The 16,994-nt window shown below is 38.2% G+C and carries 16 protein-coding genes and 1 tRNA gene; 9 read left to right on the top strand and 8 right to left on the bottom strand.

From position 1 onward, the window contains the following. Positions 1-448: 448 nt before the first annotated feature. The 3 genes from Arg41_RS04390 to Arg41_RS08425 all read right to left on the bottom strand — a co-directional run bounded on the left by Arg41_RS04390 (position 449) and on the right by Arg41_RS08425 (position 2,270). Entirely contained in the window at positions 449-958 is a 510-nt protein-coding gene (locus Arg41_RS04390) for a hypothetical protein (protein ID WP_157722271.1), read from the bottom strand. A 758-nt stretch (positions 959-1,716) separates the two neighbouring features. Next, complete coding sequence (locus Arg41_RS04385; protein ID WP_092490511.1) at positions 1,717-2,145, bottom strand: hypothetical protein; 429 nt, start codon at positions 2,143-2,145, stop codon at positions 1,717-1,719. Next, positions 2,142-2,270, bottom strand: a complete 129-nt coding sequence (locus Arg41_RS08425; protein WP_278183669.1) for a hypothetical protein — start codon at positions 2,268-2,270, stop codon at positions 2,142-2,144. The genes Arg41_RS04385 and Arg41_RS08425 overlap by 4 nt, the downstream gene beginning before the upstream one ends. 1,056 nt (positions 2,271-3,326) lie before the next feature. On the opposite strand from Arg41_RS08425, the gene thiE reads away from it, so the two are divergent. The 5 genes from thiE to Arg41_RS04360 all read left to right on the top strand — a co-directional run bounded on the left by thiE (position 3,327) and on the right by Arg41_RS04360 (position 7,601). Continuing rightward, positions 3,327-3,977: a thiamine phosphate synthase gene (gene thiE / locus Arg41_RS04380; protein ID WP_092490510.1), complete on the top strand. Its 651-nt coding sequence runs from the start codon at positions 3,327-3,329 to the stop codon at positions 3,975-3,977. 17 nt (positions 3,978-3,994) lie between these two features. Next, positions 3,995-4,792, top strand: a complete 798-nt coding sequence (gene thiM / locus Arg41_RS04375; RefSeq protein ID WP_157722270.1) for a hydroxyethylthiazole kinase — start codon at positions 3,995-3,997, stop codon at positions 4,790-4,792. A 93-nt stretch (positions 4,793-4,885) separates the two neighbouring features. Next, positions 4,886-5,719, top strand: coding sequence for a bifunctional hydroxymethylpyrimidine kinase/phosphomethylpyrimidine kinase (thiD, locus tag Arg41_RS04370; RefSeq protein WP_092343387.1), 834 nt, complete (start codon positions 4,886-4,888; stop codon positions 5,717-5,719). A gap of 260 nt (positions 5,720-5,979) precedes the next feature. Next, positions 5,980-6,288 carry a Grx4 family monothiol glutaredoxin gene (gene grxD, locus Arg41_RS04365; protein ID WP_092343386.1) on the top strand — a complete coding sequence of 103 codons (309 nt, stop codon included), beginning with the start codon at positions 5,980-5,982 and terminating at the stop codon, positions 6,286-6,288. Positions 6,289-6,485: 197 nt separating this feature from the next. Then, on the top strand, positions 6,486-7,601 hold the full coding sequence (locus Arg41_RS04360; RefSeq protein WP_157722269.1) for a transglycosylase SLT domain-containing protein: 1,116 nt from the start codon (positions 6,486-6,488) through the stop codon (positions 7,599-7,601). A 4-nt stretch (positions 7,602-7,605) separates the two neighbouring features. Here Arg41_RS04360 and serS read toward each other — a convergent pair whose 3' ends face one another. From serS to Arg41_RS04340, 4 genes are all read right to left on the bottom strand, one after another. After that, positions 7,606-8,880 carry a serine--tRNA ligase gene (gene serS / locus Arg41_RS04355; RefSeq protein WP_092343384.1) on the bottom strand — a complete coding sequence of 425 codons (1,275 nt, stop codon included), beginning with the start codon at positions 8,878-8,880 and terminating at the stop codon, positions 7,606-7,608. An 18-nt stretch (positions 8,881-8,898) separates the two neighbouring features. Next, entirely contained in the window at positions 8,899-9,510 is a 612-nt protein-coding gene (locus tag Arg41_RS04350; RefSeq protein ID WP_092343383.1) for a LolA family protein, read from the bottom strand. 12 nt (positions 9,511-9,522) lie between these two features. Beyond that, a complete protein-coding gene (locus tag Arg41_RS08420) occupies positions 9,523-11,841 on the bottom strand; it encodes a DNA translocase FtsK (protein WP_092343382.1) in 2,319 nt (772 codons plus the stop codon). 103 nt (positions 11,842-11,944) lie between these two features. Continuing rightward, positions 11,945-12,706: a Crp/Fnr family transcriptional regulator gene (locus tag Arg41_RS04340; protein WP_242641399.1), complete on the bottom strand. Its 762-nt coding sequence runs from the start codon at positions 12,704-12,706 to the stop codon at positions 11,945-11,947. A 270-nt stretch (positions 12,707-12,976) separates the two neighbouring features. Here Arg41_RS04340 and trxB point away from each other — a divergent pair, with 270 nt between their 5' ends. From trxB to nadE, 4 genes are all read left to right on the top strand, one after another. After that, on the top strand, positions 12,977-13,924 hold the full coding sequence (trxB, locus tag Arg41_RS04335; protein ID WP_092343380.1) for a thioredoxin-disulfide reductase: 948 nt from the start codon (positions 12,977-12,979) through the stop codon (positions 13,922-13,924). Further along, the gene (locus tag Arg41_RS04330; protein ID WP_141663192.1) at positions 13,882-14,478 is read left to right on the top strand and encodes a Smr/MutS family protein; all 597 of its coding nucleotides are present in this window, start codon (positions 13,882-13,884) and stop codon (positions 14,476-14,478) included. The genes trxB and Arg41_RS04330 overlap by 43 nt, the downstream gene beginning before the upstream one ends. A 32-nt stretch (positions 14,479-14,510) precedes the next feature. Beyond that, positions 14,511-14,598: transfer RNA gene (locus Arg41_RS04325), tRNA-Leu, on the top strand. Positions 14,599-14,624: 26 nt separating this feature from the next. Next, positions 14,625-16,214 carry an NAD(+) synthase gene (gene nadE, locus Arg41_RS04320; protein ID WP_092490509.1) on the top strand — a complete coding sequence of 530 codons (1,590 nt, stop codon included), beginning with the start codon at positions 14,625-14,627 and terminating at the stop codon, positions 16,212-16,214. On the opposite strand, the gene rlmB is transcribed toward nadE, so the two are convergent. Then, the gene (rlmB, locus tag Arg41_RS04315; RefSeq protein WP_092343377.1) at positions 16,126-16,866 is read right to left on the bottom strand and encodes a 23S rRNA (guanosine(2251)-2'-O)-methyltransferase RlmB; all 741 of its coding nucleotides are present in this window, start codon (positions 16,864-16,866) and stop codon (positions 16,126-16,128) included. The genes nadE and rlmB overlap by 89 nt on opposite strands. Positions 16,867-16,994 lie beyond the last annotated feature (128 nt).

The raw sequence follows: 16,994 nt of genomic DNA, 5'->3' as shown, positions 1-16,994 counted from the left end.
AATATAGTAAATATAAATAACGAACGCATTCCAAATGGATACCCAGGGATGATTGTCCATCGATGACAAATCAAAGATACTTTAACAAATCTACATTCCATATTAGTATAAATATTCATATCACATATGAAATAAGTCAATAGCCACAACAAGGCATGCCTGAAAATAAATTACGCTTAGTATTTAGGTAATAGGTCGGTTATTTGTTCATCTTTATTTGATAACTCTACTTACAACACTTATTTATGTTGTTTCGTTGTTTAGTTATAAATATATACCCGTCGAACGTGTTGTTGGTACAAATAACGATGATGTTCATCCCCAGCACCAATAGGTCACACAACTACTTTAATGCAATAAAACGCAGAACTTGCGATTAAACAATTCTCAAGTTGCGTATCTCATGCGACAAGAAATACAAATCTATATCGTCTGTGTCCAGATTTGGTTATACACACTCCGAGCTAAAATCTACAGGTAGACCAGTTACCCAATCTTTCAACAAATCCACGGCGTATCCTATAGATTCGAAGCGAGAAATTGCTACAACGAGAGAACTTACAGGCATTCTGTAGTGCCCAGTTTCATTATCAAGTAACAATCTTAGCTCATAATCCTCTGGTTTTTTTCCTGAATCTGCCGATTCTGCAACAACTTCTACCGATTCTGCAACAACTTTCTGGCACATCACATGACCTGAGGAAATAACTTGCTGAAAACTAGCAATACATGCATGAGAAATATTAGCTCTGCCAATAAAAATACCTTTTTCATGTATGGCAAACTTTACCCTTTCCCCAGATTCTAGAAGACGCTTAAATCCTTCTGTAGATTGCCCATAAGGACCACAGCCGCTCAGATAATCACTTCCGTAAGCCATAAGATTACAGTTTACAATTTCCTCATTTTTATATTCTTCCATTTTATTTTCAAATACTTGTATATGACATGAACTCACAATTTTCCCCTTACCTAAGCGGAAAAACATTACTCCTTAAAATAAACACTGTTTTCAACAGCAATCTACATAAAAATAAAATTTTAGTCAACATATTGATATTAAACAATAATTTACTAATAACACATTATAAATATATAAATGTAAATAATTGCTATTAAAATGTTAATAAACCATATATTGTGTATCAGTAGATATTTTATAGGCAACTATTTGGTTTGCGGTCGCTGTTATACAGTGATTAAATCTTATAGTAAAACAAAGATATTTCACACATTTGATCATATATGGGGTGAGATTGACGTTTATACAATTTTTTACCGTCGATCGTAACGGTAAAGTTATGGTCAAAGCTTCGATAACAAGTACATCTCATACTTGTTCTTGCCTTAATGAAGCGCTTAAGTAAAAAACAATATGTGGTAATATGAACTGAGAAATGCAAGTATCGCCTGTACACATCAAAATGGAAAACGCACCGCTCAGGGCAACAAATGAGTATGTATTTTTCTAAATGTATTGGATGTCTTTAACAAAATCGGTTAATCGTGGAAAATTCATACCAAATAATAATTTCCCTAACCGCATCCATAATGTTAAACAATATATCAGCCACGAATAAAAGGAAAAGTATTATCAAAAATACCAATTACAACAAAAATCTATCGATATAACAACATTCAAAATTATCTGTATTAGCCCCATGTCTTAACAAACTGGGTGAATTATAATCCAACGCCTTTAACAATGAACTGCAACTAAAAACTTTGCAATTTACACCACTCATGAGGAAAAAAGTACAAATTCCTATTGTCATGGCCATGATTCAATTGCACGCGCGATGAGCCAAAATCCACCTCTTCCCCAGTTAACCAATTCTTTACTACGGACACTTTGTACCCTATAGAGTCAAAGTGATGAACAGCCTTCTTAAGACAGTCAGTAGTTACTTGGTAGTGTCCCGTTTCATTGTCAATTTCCAAGCTACGGATTTCTTTAAAGCACTGCATTTCACTGTAAGAATTTGCGGTACACACACATACTGCATGTCCGGCAGTTATGACTTGCTGAAAACCAGCAATAGATGCATGAGAAATATTAGTTCTGCCTATAAACACCCCCCTGCTAAATACGGCAAACTTTACCCTTTCCCCAGATTCTAGAAGACGCTTAAATCCTTCAGTCAATGCCCATAAGGACCAGATCCTGATAGGTAAGAGCCATCATATGCCATAAAATTACAAGCCCTAATCTCATGATCCCTGAATTGCTCTTTTGTGTTTTTGAAATAAACTAAAGTCCTTACACACACAAAACACTGCCCTCACAAAACACACACCTGGAAACCAACACAAGACACACTAATCAGTGCCAAACCGATATAGGAGAGAAATTGTATGTTAATATATTAATTGGCACCACAACGCTGGCAATTATTACATCATTAGCATATCAAAAGATCAAAGATAACCAGTAATGACAAATCAATTAGATCTAACGTAAAAATAGAATAGTATACATACAATTATCTAGGCATATTTACACAATTATCCAAGCATAATTACAAAAACATGACTAAATTATTATTTAAAGTTATGTCTGCAATCATTTTGTCACTTCAAGTTAATGAGTTAGAACCATGTGCCACAACAAACATCATATTGAAAATATTTTATGAATTAATCTTCAATCCTTGTACTAGAAAGCGCAAACACTAGTACAAACTAAATATATAATTACTAATTCATAAAATGATTAGCAATATGACATATAGGATCATAATTAACCATATACCTGCCAATGATTACATCAAGACTTAACTTATGAAATATAAACTCAGTTCTTAACTTCGATGAATAAAATTTGATATGAATACATATTTAGCCGAGTTAATAGAATAACAGCAGAAAAAAATAGTACTTATTAGATGAATTAATAATTACGCTATCACCTGTTTTTCATAATTTTTTATATAAGGTTTACGCATGTTTGGTCGTCATATCTAACAATAAAGAGTAATTAAAGTTTAGAAGCTTTTAATGATTTAGGAAAATACATTCCAATAACATTATGGGTAATGAAATTACCTAGTATCGGTATTAGAAAACACCTGAATCACAAAGGTAAAGTGTCAAAAAGTATCAATATCGGTACAATTACCACCAATAATACGTTTTTAGTGAGGTAATCACTGGAAATTGATAATTTCGTTATTAATTACATTTATTATTTTTACTTCATAGGCTTATACATAAAACTATTGGTTGCGTATCATAGGCATCTAAGTAAAGATAACAGCTACGTAAGTATAAAGATTGGACCAATCAAGGGAATATTTTTTTATTCTCCGCAGACTCATGAGTACCATATGTCAACTATAGATGATAAAATGCGTCTGATTTTGGTAACAAAATTACAAGTTAACGACATTACCCAATATCTGCAGTTTGTGTGCCGTTGCGTAGAATATGGGGTAACATGTGTTCAGCTCAGAGCAAAAAACATTGACTCAGAAACCTTTGTAGAAATAGGCCAACTCTTTCTGTCATGTTTGCAAAAATTAAACATACCACTGATAATTAATGACAATATTCATGTTTGTAAAGACATTAATGCCGATGGAGTTCACATCGGACAAACAGATATACATGCAATAGAAGCTCGCAAACAACTTGGTCCTGACAAAATTATTGGTCTGTCAGTATGTAATGAAGAACAGCTAATATCATCTCAAGAATTACCCATAGATTACGTAGGAATAGGTCCTATCTTCCAAACACCCAATAAACCAGAAACACCGGCAATAGGAATAGAAACGTTTGCCAAACTAGCAAGACTATCAAATCACACCATTATTGCCATAGGTGGAATTACAGAGAATAACGCACATGATATATTTGCTTCCGGAGCACAAGGAATAGCATGCATAAACTGCCTGCATACATCAAGACATCTTGAGCAAACCATTCAAAGATTAAGACTTCTTACCAACAACCATGATAAAATTGGTATTAGTTAATTTTTTACGGATCAGAAGTGATTTTCTGCGCGGAACGTACAATAAATTATGTTCAGTCCATACGATCTTCTCGACCTATTGTGGCATGCATTACAAACTCCGTTACCAACGAGTTTGTAGCAAACTCACTATTGGCAATTGGGGCCTCCCCTATAATGTATCAAGATCCAAGGGAAACAGCAGATATCATTAGTCAAAGTCAAGCTCTGTACATAAACATAGGAACAATCAATGAAGCTTTATTTGAGCTCATGCACCAGGCTGCAATAATAGCTAATAAGCTACAAAAACCTGTAGTACTAGACCCAGTTGGAGCAGGATTTACTCTAATAAGAACTAAAGCGGCCAAAAGCTTTATAGGATTTTCTAACGTTATTCGAGGTAACGCAGACGAGATAGCAGCAATTGTAGAAGCACCACCGGAGAACTCAGTAAAAAAAGGAGTGGACTCGTCATCGTGTAGAAACATAGACAACCTGTTGTCGTTAGTGCATTATTTTTCAAGAATCAATGGCATTACAGTAGTTGTAACAGGTAAAGATGACTACATAATCAATACGGAAGCAGTATCACGAGTATCGTTTGGATCCCCTATCATGAGATCCATAACTGGAATGGGATGCGCCCTGTCATCAATTATTTCTGCATTTTGTGCTATATCTGGAAACTATACAGAAGCGTCACATGCTGCAACCGCATACTTTTCTATGTGCGGACAATACGCAGCCAAAAAATCAAATCTACCTGGAAGCTTCAGGTGTCACTTCATAGATATTCTTAGTTCTATGTCAGAGGCAGAAATGTTATCATTCTAGGGTGATTTTGTTGTGTTGCGCAAACTACGATAACACCACAGACAAAATGGAAATTTATGGTTTGTTGCTGCATCGTAATGAGGGAGTATCTATATGTCAGTAACTAATTACCGTAAGTGCTTATCCATAGCTGGTTTTGACGGGTCTGGGGGAGCTGGACTACAAGCAGACCTGAAAACATTCTCAGCATGGGGTTGCTATGGTATGACTGTAATAACTGCCCTGCCAGTCCAAAACACTATGGGGGTACGACGATGTTATGAACTTCCTCTATCATCGATATCTGACCAACTCGAGGCTATTTTCGATGATATTCAACCAGATAGTATAAAAATTGGTATGCTTTTTTCGGGAGAAATAATAGAGTTAGTATCTAGTTTCATTTCTCATCGAGCAAAAAATATTCCTGTCGTCCTTGACCCAGTAATGTATGCTAAATCAGGTGATATACTCCTAAAAGAAGATGCAATAGACGCCCTAAAATATGAACTAATTCCACTAGCTACTATCATCACTCCCAATAGATTGGAAGCTGCACGCCTAGTAGGAAAAAAAGAAGTTACAGAAAAGTCTGAGATAATGAAAAGTCTCGTGCAGTATGCTTCAGGCTATATACTGTTGAAAGGCGGTCACGATAAGAATGAATTATGTGACGACTGGCTATACTGCCCGGTACAAAAAGAAGTCACTGTTCTGCATGGTGAGCGCATACCCACAAAAAACACCCACGGAACTGGATGTACGATGTCAGCCGCCATAACATCGGGATTGGCACTGGGACTGGATGTAGAAGCGGCGTGCAAAAAAGCAAAACAATACATCCATATGGCCATAAAGAATGGGGAAAAAAATAGCGTAGGAAAAGGATCTGGTCCAGTTCACCACTTCTATCACCTCTGGCCTACAATTAATCTAATAACTTCCTAGAAAACCCGACATTTATGAACACAATTGCCACCACAACTTAGGCAACACAAATCAATCGGTTGCCGGCACCGAAAAATATTATTAAAAACAGCTAATTATATCACGAGAATACTTTTTACCACAGCAAACACCAAAAATGGCAAAATTACACAGCTTAATTATATAAAAAAATTTAGAAACGCTAAAATTAGGCAAATCATTGCTACAAACAAATGATCGTGATAGCCTTATACGTGTTTTTACTATTAGTCTTGATCTCCATGGAACAGTTACATAAGATAATATCTGACCAGATTACTCAGAACGAGGTGGTTCTGTACATGAAGGGAACCCCAAAGTTTCCTATGTGCGGTTTTTCGGGTATGGCGGTTAAATTATTGCACAAATGTGGCGTCCGTGATTTTTTGAGTGTAAATGTTTTAGAGAACCCTGAGATCAGGGAAGGAATAAAGACTTTTTCAAATTGGCCAACAATCCCCCAGCTTTACGTTCATGGAGAGTTTATCGGTGGGTCCGATATAATGCGTGACATGGCCGAATCCGGGGAGTTGGATAAATTATTCCAGTAAGTAGTTGCTTGCTACACCCCCCCCTGTGTAAATTCTTTCAGATTTTAGTTTGTCCTACTTGTTGATCGTCATGACAAAAATTTCACTTCTGATGAAAAAATATTTTTATCTATTTATCATAAAAATCAATTGGACAAAGATTGATTTCGACTTAGTCTAGGAAGCACATATGTAACAACGGGATTATGATTATCCTTATGAGAGGAATATTTTACAAAAGAAAAATGGACACTATGTATCTTGAGAAAGAAATATTCCCCGTATGGTTTATTTCTGTTTTTTTGTTGTTGCTATTTAGCTTTTACCTGGTAAGAATGCGGGATAATAGTCTACCAATAAGATCGGTAATAGTGGTGTCCAGATTATCCCCACGACTGCTTTCCATTGATAAATATGGAAAAGTTAATGGGTATGAGTATGAACTTGTTCAACGTTTGGCCGATGTATTAGGATGTACGGTAGTACTAGAAATACTACCTAAGTACAGTAATATTAACAAATATGTTGAACAAGGAAGAGCAGATTTGTCCATAGACTTGTCAGATCAAGACGATGCATCTAATTTGGTTTCACTTGGTCCGTTCCTAGTGAGCAAGAAAATAAACCTAAACTTGAGTTGGTCTAAAAAATCACGTCCCATTTCAATTAAAGAGGAAAAACATTATTGGAAAATAGATTCAGATAGAAATCCGTTACTTCTAAAAAAATTGATTTCTTTTCACGATGATCTAACATCCAGTGGTGATCTCAAAAGAATACAGAAAAAGTTTCTTGACAGTTACTGGTCTAGAAATTTGTACAACATAAATCATTTTATAAGAGACGTAAGGAACAAATTACCTAGATATAAGAAGATGTTCATAGCTGCAGCTCAACAAACTAATTTAGATTGGAGGATCTTAGCTGCGCTGGCATACCAAGAGTCACATTGGAATGTATACGCTAAATCTCCAACTGGTGTTACCGGGTTCATGCAATTAACAGACCAAACAGCAAAAGAGCTATCTCTGAAAAAAGTAAGATCTATACAGAATGAAATTACCGCTGCCGCAAAATATCTTTCATCTATTAAAAAAAACCTAGCCGGAGAAAATGATCACCAGAAACTATGGACAGCAATTGCAGCATACAACATAGGATTATCTCATGTTTCCCATTACATAGAAGCAGAAAGAATTGGCTACCATCCTGACGGCAAAGAAAAACTATGTGGATCACTCCATGCTCGAGTTAAACAAGCCATACTTACAGTGGAAAAGGTAAAGACGTACTACCTATTACTTCAGTCAATGGAAAAAAGCATTGACAAGTGATTTACTATCTATCAAATCTATTCATATATGGAATTATTACTTCTGGAATATCTATCCTTCCGTCTTCTAGCTGGTAATTTTCCATTATCGCAACTAATGTCCTTCCAACTGCCAAAGCTGAACCATTAAGAGTATGAGGAAATATAGTTCCCTTGCTCTTGTCATCCCGATAGCGCGTATTCATTCTCCTCGACTGAAAAGATAAAAAGTTCGAACAAGAAGAAATCTCGCGATATTTGTTACTAGAAGGAATCCATACCTCGATATCATAAGTTTTTGAAGAACTGAACCCCAAGTCCCCCCTGCATAATGAAACTACCCTGTATGGCAAATTTAGAAGTTGCAAAATCTTCTCAGCATGTGTGGTTAATTCCTCATGCATCATCTCTGATGACTCTGGAGAAACAATCTGAACCAACTCAACTTTATCAAACTGATGTTGACGAATCATTCCATGAGTATCCCTACCAGCTGCACCAGCCTCTGAGCGAAAACAAGGAGTGTAGCAAACATACCTTAAAGGCAAATCACTTCCTGATATGATCTGCTCACGATGTAGGTTAGTAACTGGAACTTCTGCCGTTGGAATTAGGTAAAAATGCTCATTTTCTCTATGACATACCTCAAATAATTCTTCTGAAAATTTTGGAAGTTGCCCCGTTCCAAACAGGCAGCGCTCATGGACTATGTACGGAACAGAAACCTCTTTGTAACCATGTTTATTGACGTGAACATCCAACATAAACTGAGCAAGGGCTCTATGCATATGAGCAATCAGTCCATGCATTACAACAAATCGTGATCCACTCAACGCACTAGACTGACAAAAATCTAATCCTGACATAATCTGTCCGATTTTGAGGTGGTCCTTAACTTCAAAATCAAATGACCTAGGATTACCCCATCTTCTAATTTCAACATTATCATCCTCACAGTTACCAAAAGGAACTGATTGCTGGGGAATATTAGGAACAGTCAACAATAGATCGTTAATATCAAATAAAATTTTTCCTAACTCATCCTCACACAATTGCAACTGATCTGACTGTTCTTCGACTTGCTTCTTTAATTCGTCGACATTAGCATTTTGGCGAATACAATTACCAATATCCTTGGATAACCTATTACGAGTTGCCTGTAAAAACTGGGTACGTGACTGAATTTCCTTTCGCCTCTCTTCCAGAGACTCAAACATAGAGCGATCAAAGTCAAATCCCCTAGTTTTAAGTTCTGCACAAAATTCATCAAGGTTAGACCTCAACCAATGAATGTCAATCATAATCATCACTTTCCATAATTAAAAACTACCTACTGCAGAAGAACGACTCACATCGATAACATCGATACCACTTGTAGCAACTATGGAGAATACTTTTTCGGATACTGGTTGATTGATAACAATGTTGTAAAAATCAAGAGTAGTATGATGGTGCGTAGCATCAAAAATATCCCAATAACAAGGTTCACCCTTAACCAATCCAACTGTTATATAACTTATGGATGACGAGGAAAAACCCTTCGGAACAAGTCTGATAAAATCTACATTCCCACCAGAAGAGAGAGAAGTCAAACGGAACCTACTGATTCGAGAAGGATTTAAAACAATAGACAACGGAAATGCATCCCAATTCATCACATGATGCTTGATAATTTGCATCAAACTTTCATCATAAAAAGACAATGTATTCCTGAACCCAACGTAAATCTGCCGAGGATTACTGTAAGCCCAACGAAAACCAACTAATCGCTGGATGATAACATGCCCCTCTTTAATACGTTTATCATCATAAAATTGCACAAAATCCGCTGATATAGAAGTAGTATTTTTTAAAAAATCATACATACTATCAACTGGACCAGCGAACACCGGAAAACAAAGTAAGCAACTAGAAAGAATAATCCACTTCAAGATACACCCACCTTAATTTGTAACCAACAAATCCCGATTGCCATTACTCTGCACCGGAGATACCAAACCCTGCGCTTCCATTTGTTCAATTATACGTGCTGCACGATTATAGCCAATACGTAAATGTCTCTGCACCAAAGAAATAGATGGACGCTTAGAGTTAAGCACAATCTCTACTGCTCGATCATAAAGGGGATCTAAATCTACACTACCTTCAGACTCGGTATTACCAGGTATCGATTCTAAAGATGCAACCATAGATGGCAAATAACATGGTCCTGATTGATCCCTTAAAAAGTTAGAAACTGCATGAACCTCTTCATCAGTAACATACGCCCCATGAACACGAATAGGATAAGCTTGTCCCGGTGGAAGATAAAGCATATCACCTTGACCCAACAAGGACTCTGCACCCATTTGATCCAAAATTGTCCTAGAATCGATGCGGCTGGCGACTTGAAAAGAAATACGCGCAGGTATATTAGCCTTGATTAGTCCTGTAATTACGTCAACTGATGGTCTTTGAGTCGCTAAAATTAAGTGTATACCGGCAGCTCTGGCTTTCTGTGCCAAACGAGCTATAGATGCTTCAACTTTTTTTCCAACAACCATAACTAAATCAGCCAATTCATCTATGACTACAACAATATACGGCATTGTAAACAATTCTTCTGAGCCAAGTTCAGAATCGGGTGACGGTATCATCAATGGTTTACCTGATTTTTTTGCAGCACTAACCTTAGCGTTATAACCACTCAAATGCCTAACACCAATGCATGACATAACCTTGTAACGTCGCTCCATCTCTGCAACACACCAGTTTAAAGCGTTAGAAGCACGAGACATATCCGTCACTACTGGAGCTAAAAGATGAGGTATTCCTTCATAAACTGAAAGCTCTAGCATCTTAGGATCAATCATTATTAACCGAACCGAGTCAGCTGATGATTTATAAATTAGAGATAAAATCATGGCATTAACACCGACTGATTTACCTGATCCCGTTGAACCTGCTATCAATAAGTGAGGCATTTTGCTCAAATCTGCCACCACTGAATCACCGGAAATATCACAACCTAGAGCAATTGTTAGCAAAGATGAAGAATCTTGATAAGCATCACTACATAAAACATCTGACAGACGAACCAACTCTCTTTGTGGGTTTGGTATTTCCAAACCCATACATGCTTTTCCAGGAATAGTCTCAACAACCCTAATGGATGACACTGATAATACGCGGGATAAATCTTTTACAAGTGAAACAATTTGACTACCTTTGACACCGACATCTGGTTCAATTTCATAACGAGTAATAACGGGCCCTGGATAAGCACCTATAACCCTAACGCTCACACCATACTCTATCAAGCGTTTCTCAATTAAACGGGATATTTGATTAATCTGCTCTTCATTTACTAAATTTTTCTTCTCTTCTGGAGAAATAAGCAACGATAGAGGAGGACACCCAGCGTCAGCAATATCCAATTTAGCTATACCAATATTAATAGGTTTAGACAATTTACCTTTTTTCAGAGCCTCAGGATATTCAACCGGTATTAAAGTTTTTTTCGGGGAAACAACTTCTTCTTCATGGGAAACAATTATAGCCCGCTTAGGCTTAGTTGGCTTCAAGTCTTTTTCTATCAAGTCACTAGTAAATGCCTCTCTACCACCAATGCCCCAATTAGAGCAGGTCTCTCTTACAAACTGAGACGTATAAAAATATGCTTTCTCTGTTAAATAACCTACAAATTCACAAATTTGGGCCCATGAAATGGCAGTCATTAAAGAAAATCCGGTAAAAAAAGCAATGAAATTTAGCAGGCTAATACCTGCCAATCCCCAAAATGGTACTAAATAAACTATGGTACTTAATCCCAAAACTCCTCCAGGATGACCAGGCAAACGCCAGTTAGAGTCATAAAAATGAATTGCTTCGAAGGATGAAGCGGACCATAAAGCAAGCAATGCCCCAAAGAATCGCCACAACATACCAAATTGCATAGCATCAAATTTTGGGCTACGCACAACACTCAGAACAAATGACGTCGGAATTAAATATGATGAATACCCAAATAGGTACAGCAAGAAGTCAGAAACCCAAGCACCAAAAACTCCACCTATATTGTGTACAAATAAAATAACTGAACTCGACCTAGACCAACCGGGATCCGTTGGATCGTAACTAAACAGTACCAGAAACAAAAAAAACGCAGCACCAAAAGAGATAAGCCAACGAATTTCCCGAAACAAGTCTGGAGCACGAGGAGACAAAGCTGCTGCAGAAAAGTTAGAAACAGAAGATCTTTTTTTAACATTAACCTTTTTCATAATCCCGAATAAAACACCAAAAATGCACATTTGACATTATGAACGTAGGCGAGACGGATGCATAGGAAGACACAAAACATCTGTGCCTTCCGGCACGGGATTTCTAAAGACCTACACCTAGGCGACTAGATAAGTAAATTTTGCCGTCAGCAGACTGAATTAAACCCCTATCGGTTAAATCACGCATAACCCTACTAACCATTTCACGAGATGCCCCAACCATCCTAGCAATATCCTGCTTAGAGAGACGCCTAGAAACAAACCTTTTACCAGAATCAGCATCTTCAGAAAAATCAAGAAGAAGCCTAGCCACACGACCGTAAACATCCATAAGAGCGAGGGTTTCAATTTTCCTAGTAGCCACCCTCAAACGCTGAGCCAAACTTCTCATCAATTGCCAAGAAACTGCTGGATATTCGGTCAAGACAGCACGGAACGAATCCTTTGAAAAAACCAAAATCTCACAAGGCTCAGCACTAACAACACTAGCAGAACGAGGCTCATCGTCAATTATACCCATTTCTCCGAAAAAATCTCCTGAGTTCAATATGGAAACAATAACCTCACGACCTTCCTCATCACCAACGACAACTCTCATAGCTCCAGATAGAATTACATAAAATGAATCAGTTTTCTCACCAAGTGCAACCATCATTTGCGTACGAGGAATCTTACGATGGACAGCATACGTAAGAAGCTGGGATAACTGTTCAGGGTTAAGAGAAGAGAATAACTGTACCTTACCCACACGCACGGCCAAATCACTCTTTGAGACGGCAGACGCCCGGCCAATAGACATTTGGTTCCTCCAAAAAGTCAAAAACAAGTACTTAAAAGACACCTCAGTGCCGAATATAGATAACATCAATCAGCGAATAACGAGTAAAGCATATCACTTAATTTAATAAAAGTGACACACAATTTCTCCGCGCAAAGAAACAGAAAACACTAGAAGGAAAAATCAGTTTGTCACGGTAATACTATTAAATGGTATACTGGCTAACTAGATATTAGACTCCAAATCCGGTATAAAGCAACAGTATAAACCCAAAAGATTTCTTATTTTGTAGATAAAAAGTAAGACACATCGAGGGTTTTGTCTAATTGAATAACCCTATAGCAGGAATAAATACACATGAGCACTAGTAGTAATCACAGAAAGTTAATCATCATAGGATCGGGGCCGGCAGGTTATACGTCAGCTATATACGCTGCACGGGCTAATCTTTCCCCGCTACTAATAACTGGAACTTTTCCAGGAGGTCAGTTAATGACCACAACGGACGTTGACAATTGGCCGGCGGACCATACCGGGGTTATGGGCCCTGACCTTATGGAACGCTTTAAGAAGCATGCAGAACGTTTTGATACAAATATAATTTTCGACAACATCGAGCACGTCAACCTGAAGGAAAAACCTTTCAAGCTCGAAGGAAATAATACATATACTTGTGATTGCTTGATTATCGCCACTGGGGCAACTGCAAAATACTTGGGTCTAGAGTCAGAACAAAAGTTTCTAGGACGAGGAGTATCAGCATGTGCCACCTGCGATGGATTTTTCTATAAAGAAAAAACAGTAGCAGTTGTTGGTGGAGGAAATTCAGCTATAGAAGAATCAATTTACCTATCTAACATATGTAAGGAAGTAATATTGGTACACAGACGGGATAAACTTAGAGGAGAAAAAATACTACAAGATAGATTATTCAAACTATCCAAAGATGGTAACGTACGGTTAATTTGGAATCATACTGTTGATGAGGTTCTGGGTGACGATTCAGGAGTAACTGGTTTGAGGATCGCAAGTACAGATACGGGAGAAAAAACAGACCTATCATTGAGCGGGGTATTTATAGCAATTGGTCACACCCCTAACACTAGTATTTTCTCTGGGAAACTTGACATGAATAATGGTTACATAATAACAAAGAAAGGAAACACTATTGGATCTACAGAAACTAGTGTCCCTGGCGTATTTGCTGCTGGAGATGTTCAAGATCACGTATACCGCCAGGCGGTAACATCTGCTGGAAGTGGGTGTATGGCTGCTCTGGATGCGGAATTTTTCTTGGGCATGTAGAGAGAGCCGTGGGTACCGATAAATACGGCAACGACAGTGAGAAGATGTCAGCTCTGTTTCCTGACGTTGAACCGCTTAAGGTTGACGATTACTACTACGAGAATGAATATGAAAACGGAACAGGCACGCACGTCATCGGTATAATAAAAGACAAAGAAACACATGAACCAATAAGTTATAAATTCTCTGAGGAGTACTATTCCGAGGAAGAGGTTGGGGACTTTAGGCGAGACGACGTCCCAACGAAAACCATCAAAAACCTCAGGCGTTGCCAATGGCCGGTTGAAAGGACAATAGACCTCCACGGACTAACTAGGACTGAGGCAACCATAAAATTGGCACGATTCATGGCCAAATCCACAGAAGAAAAGTGTCGATGCCTGATGATAATACATGGACGGGGCAGACAAGGTCAATCACCACTGAGATCAATAGTCAGACGTGGACTAAAAATGAACACCCATTCCGTCCTAGCATTCTGCTCAGCTCCACCCAAACTAGGAGGATCTGGAGCAACGCTAGTTCTGCTGAAAAAATATAATCATTGCCGCTGAAAAACTTAGTTGATATCATCCTATGTTCCGTAGCCCAGGTGGCGGAATTGGTAGACGCGCTAGGTTCAGGTCCTAGTGGTGCAAAACACCGTGGGGGTTCAAGTCCCTTCTTGGGCACCAACTCAGACGAATTGGAATATGTATTTGTGATTTCTCTAGCTTTGGCGCAAATCAGTAATGGCATAGGAAACATAAGTCATCGCATCCGAAAAATACTTTCAATAGCCACAGAGGCTCGCATTAATGGAGCTTCGATGGTGATCACGCCCGAACTATCTCTGTGTGGGTGTATACCAAATGAATCATTTATACATGATTCATTTATTTCTGCATGTAGGGATGGATTAGATTGGCTATGTGAACATCTGCCAACTGATTTGGCAGTAGTAGTAGGGCTGCCTCTTCATGATGCAGTAAATTCATCTGTAGTAATAATCAACCATAGAGTTGTTCATACGGTTAGAAAATTTGATGCAATACGTCAGCGTCATTGCTATAAGGAATACATGGAATCACCGTCAATTTTCTTATGGGAAGGTTACCGTATTCTTTTAACAATGGAAGTAGATGAAAGTTGTGATACATCCAACTGTGATATTGTTATTGCGATAAAAAATCATCAATTCCAAATAGATCACAATCTAGAACCAAAGATAAAAACGTTGTCCGATAAAAAACGTATCCCGTTCATACACTTAAACGGTACAGGTAGCCAAGATAACCTAATTTTTAAGGGTGGTTCAGTTGGATATAATCCTGATGGGACATGTGCGATCAAGTTGCCCTGCTTCAAGGAATGTACCCAAATAGTAACAATAAGGGATAAAAATATCATCCCTCAAAAATTGCCAAAATGTTTCTCGTCACCAGAAGAAGAAATCGTATGTGCTCTCAAATCATCACTGATAGATTACTGCAACCAGCATGAATTTAGTGAAGTTGTGATAGGTCTATCTGGTGGAATAGACTCTAGCCTTGTTTTATGTATAGCTTCCGACGCCTTAGGAGCAAACAGTTGTCATGGGTTAATACTTCCATCTCGATTCAATAGAAAAACAAGTATGAGTGATGCACAAAACTTAGCTAACGAACTTGGATGCAGAACCACTACTTTATCAATAGAGCCGATGTTAGAGTGCTATGAGTCACATTTAAAAATAACCAGCGGTATAGCTCACGAGAATTTACAGTCTCGTATCCGCGCACAGATTATTATGGCTTACTCCAACGAAAAAAACGCCCTTGTCATAAACACAAGCAATAAATCAGAAAGGGCTATAGGATATAATACCATGTATGGAGACAGCATTGGTGGAATAGCCTTAATAGGTGATTTGTTCAAAAGCGAAGTTTACTCATTAGCTAGATGGTACCGGAACACAAAAGGAGCAATTTCTGAAACCATTCTAGAAAAACCACCATCAGCTGAGCTTCGACCAAACCAGAAAGACAGCGACAGCATACCTGACTACGACATACTGGAGAGAGTCATAAGAGCCTACCTCAAAACTGGATCCCCCCCTACCGACATCCCTGAAGATCTTAGTAACAGCATATTGATAAAATTTCATCAAAGTGAGCACAAGAGAAGGCAATTTCCAACCGTACCAACAATATCCTCCGGACCAACGCTAGCATGGTCGTGGCCTACCCATTGGACAAACGCTGCCGAACATAGTAAAGAACAACTCCCGAAGCAACAGACACATTCAAACTACCAACACAACCGTACATAGGAATTTTAATGCTACGACGGCAACATTCACGCGTCAGCCTCCTCATACCGCTTCCCTCTGAACCTAAAACCACCGCTACACCACACTCAGACTCTTCAGGACGCCAGGACCACAAATCCAGGTCAGCATTATCGTCAGTACCGACAACATCAATACCCCTTTCTTCATACATAATTTTTAAAGAACGTGACAAATTGGTCACCGATAACAGCCTGATAAATTCACTAGCTCCAGACGATGATTTGACAACTACACCAGTCAAACTAGAACTATTATTTTTTGGAACAACAACTGCAGTAACACCAGTGGCATCTGCAACCCGCAAACAAGCACCAAAATTATGGGGATCAGTAACACCATCCAACACCAACAAAACTGGACGATCACAACTATCTAAGACATCATCGATGCTACAAGAAGGCAATGGATAAACCTCAATCACAATACCCTGATGGTGATCATCACCTACCAGATGGGATAAACGAGACTTACCGCAAGAAACAATTGATATGGATCTTTCTTCCAAATTCTTCAACGCATCGTCCATACGCTTATCTCTGCGCACAGACGAATAATAAACCCTCCTGATTCTACTACAATCACTACTTAACAACATATCAAGCGCATGAAACCCCATCAAAAATCTACTCATACTCATTCCGAAACAGCAATCTAAACATAAACTTCACAAATACAAGTAACCCCGATATCCTCACCATGAATGCATGGAGTAAAGCAAACAACGAAAACAACATGATAGATAAATTAACAGAATTGCCA

The sequence above is a fragment of the Candidatus Ichthyocystis hellenicum genome (genome assembly GCF_001460935.1).
Taxonomy (GTDB): domain Bacteria; phylum Pseudomonadota; class Gammaproteobacteria; order Burkholderiales; family 2013Ark19i; genus Ichthyocystis; species Ichthyocystis hellenicum.
Note: the sequence above shows the minus strand (reverse complement) of the source record. Positions and strands in the feature narration are given on the sequence as shown.

What these genes read in the sequence shown, in the direction of transcription:
- Arg41_RS04340 (WP_242641399.1), bottom strand. Translation starts at nt 12,706, where the DNA reads ATGTTATCTATATTCGGCACTGAGGTGTCTTTTAAGTACTTGTTTTTG.
- grxD (WP_092343386.1), top strand. Translation starts at nt 5,980, where the DNA reads ATGGAACAGTTACATAAGATAATATCTGACCAGATTACTCAGAACGAG.
- thiE (WP_092490510.1), top strand. Translation starts at nt 3,327, where the DNA reads ATGTCAACTATAGATGATAAAATGCGTCTGATTTTGGTAACAAAATTA.
- serS (WP_092343384.1), bottom strand. Translation starts at nt 8,880, where the DNA reads ATGATTGACATTCATTGGTTGAGGTCTAACCTTGATGAATTTTGTGCA.
- rlmB (WP_092343377.1), bottom strand. Translation starts at nt 16,866, where the DNA reads ATGAGTAGATTTTTGATGGGGTTTCATGCGCTTGATATGTTGTTAAGT.
- trxB (WP_092343380.1), top strand. Translation starts at nt 12,977, where the DNA reads ATGAGCACTAGTAGTAATCACAGAAAGTTAATCATCATAGGATCGGGG.
- Arg41_RS04360 (WP_157722269.1), top strand. Translation starts at nt 6,486, where the DNA reads ATGAGAGGAATATTTTACAAAAGAAAAATGGACACTATGTATCTTGAG.
- thiD (WP_092343387.1), top strand. Translation starts at nt 4,886, where the DNA reads ATGTCAGTAACTAATTACCGTAAGTGCTTATCCATAGCTGGTTTTGAC.
- Arg41_RS08420 (WP_092343382.1), bottom strand. Translation starts at nt 11,841, where the DNA reads ATGAAAAAGGTTAATGTTAAAAAAAGATCTTCTGTTTCTAACTTTTCT.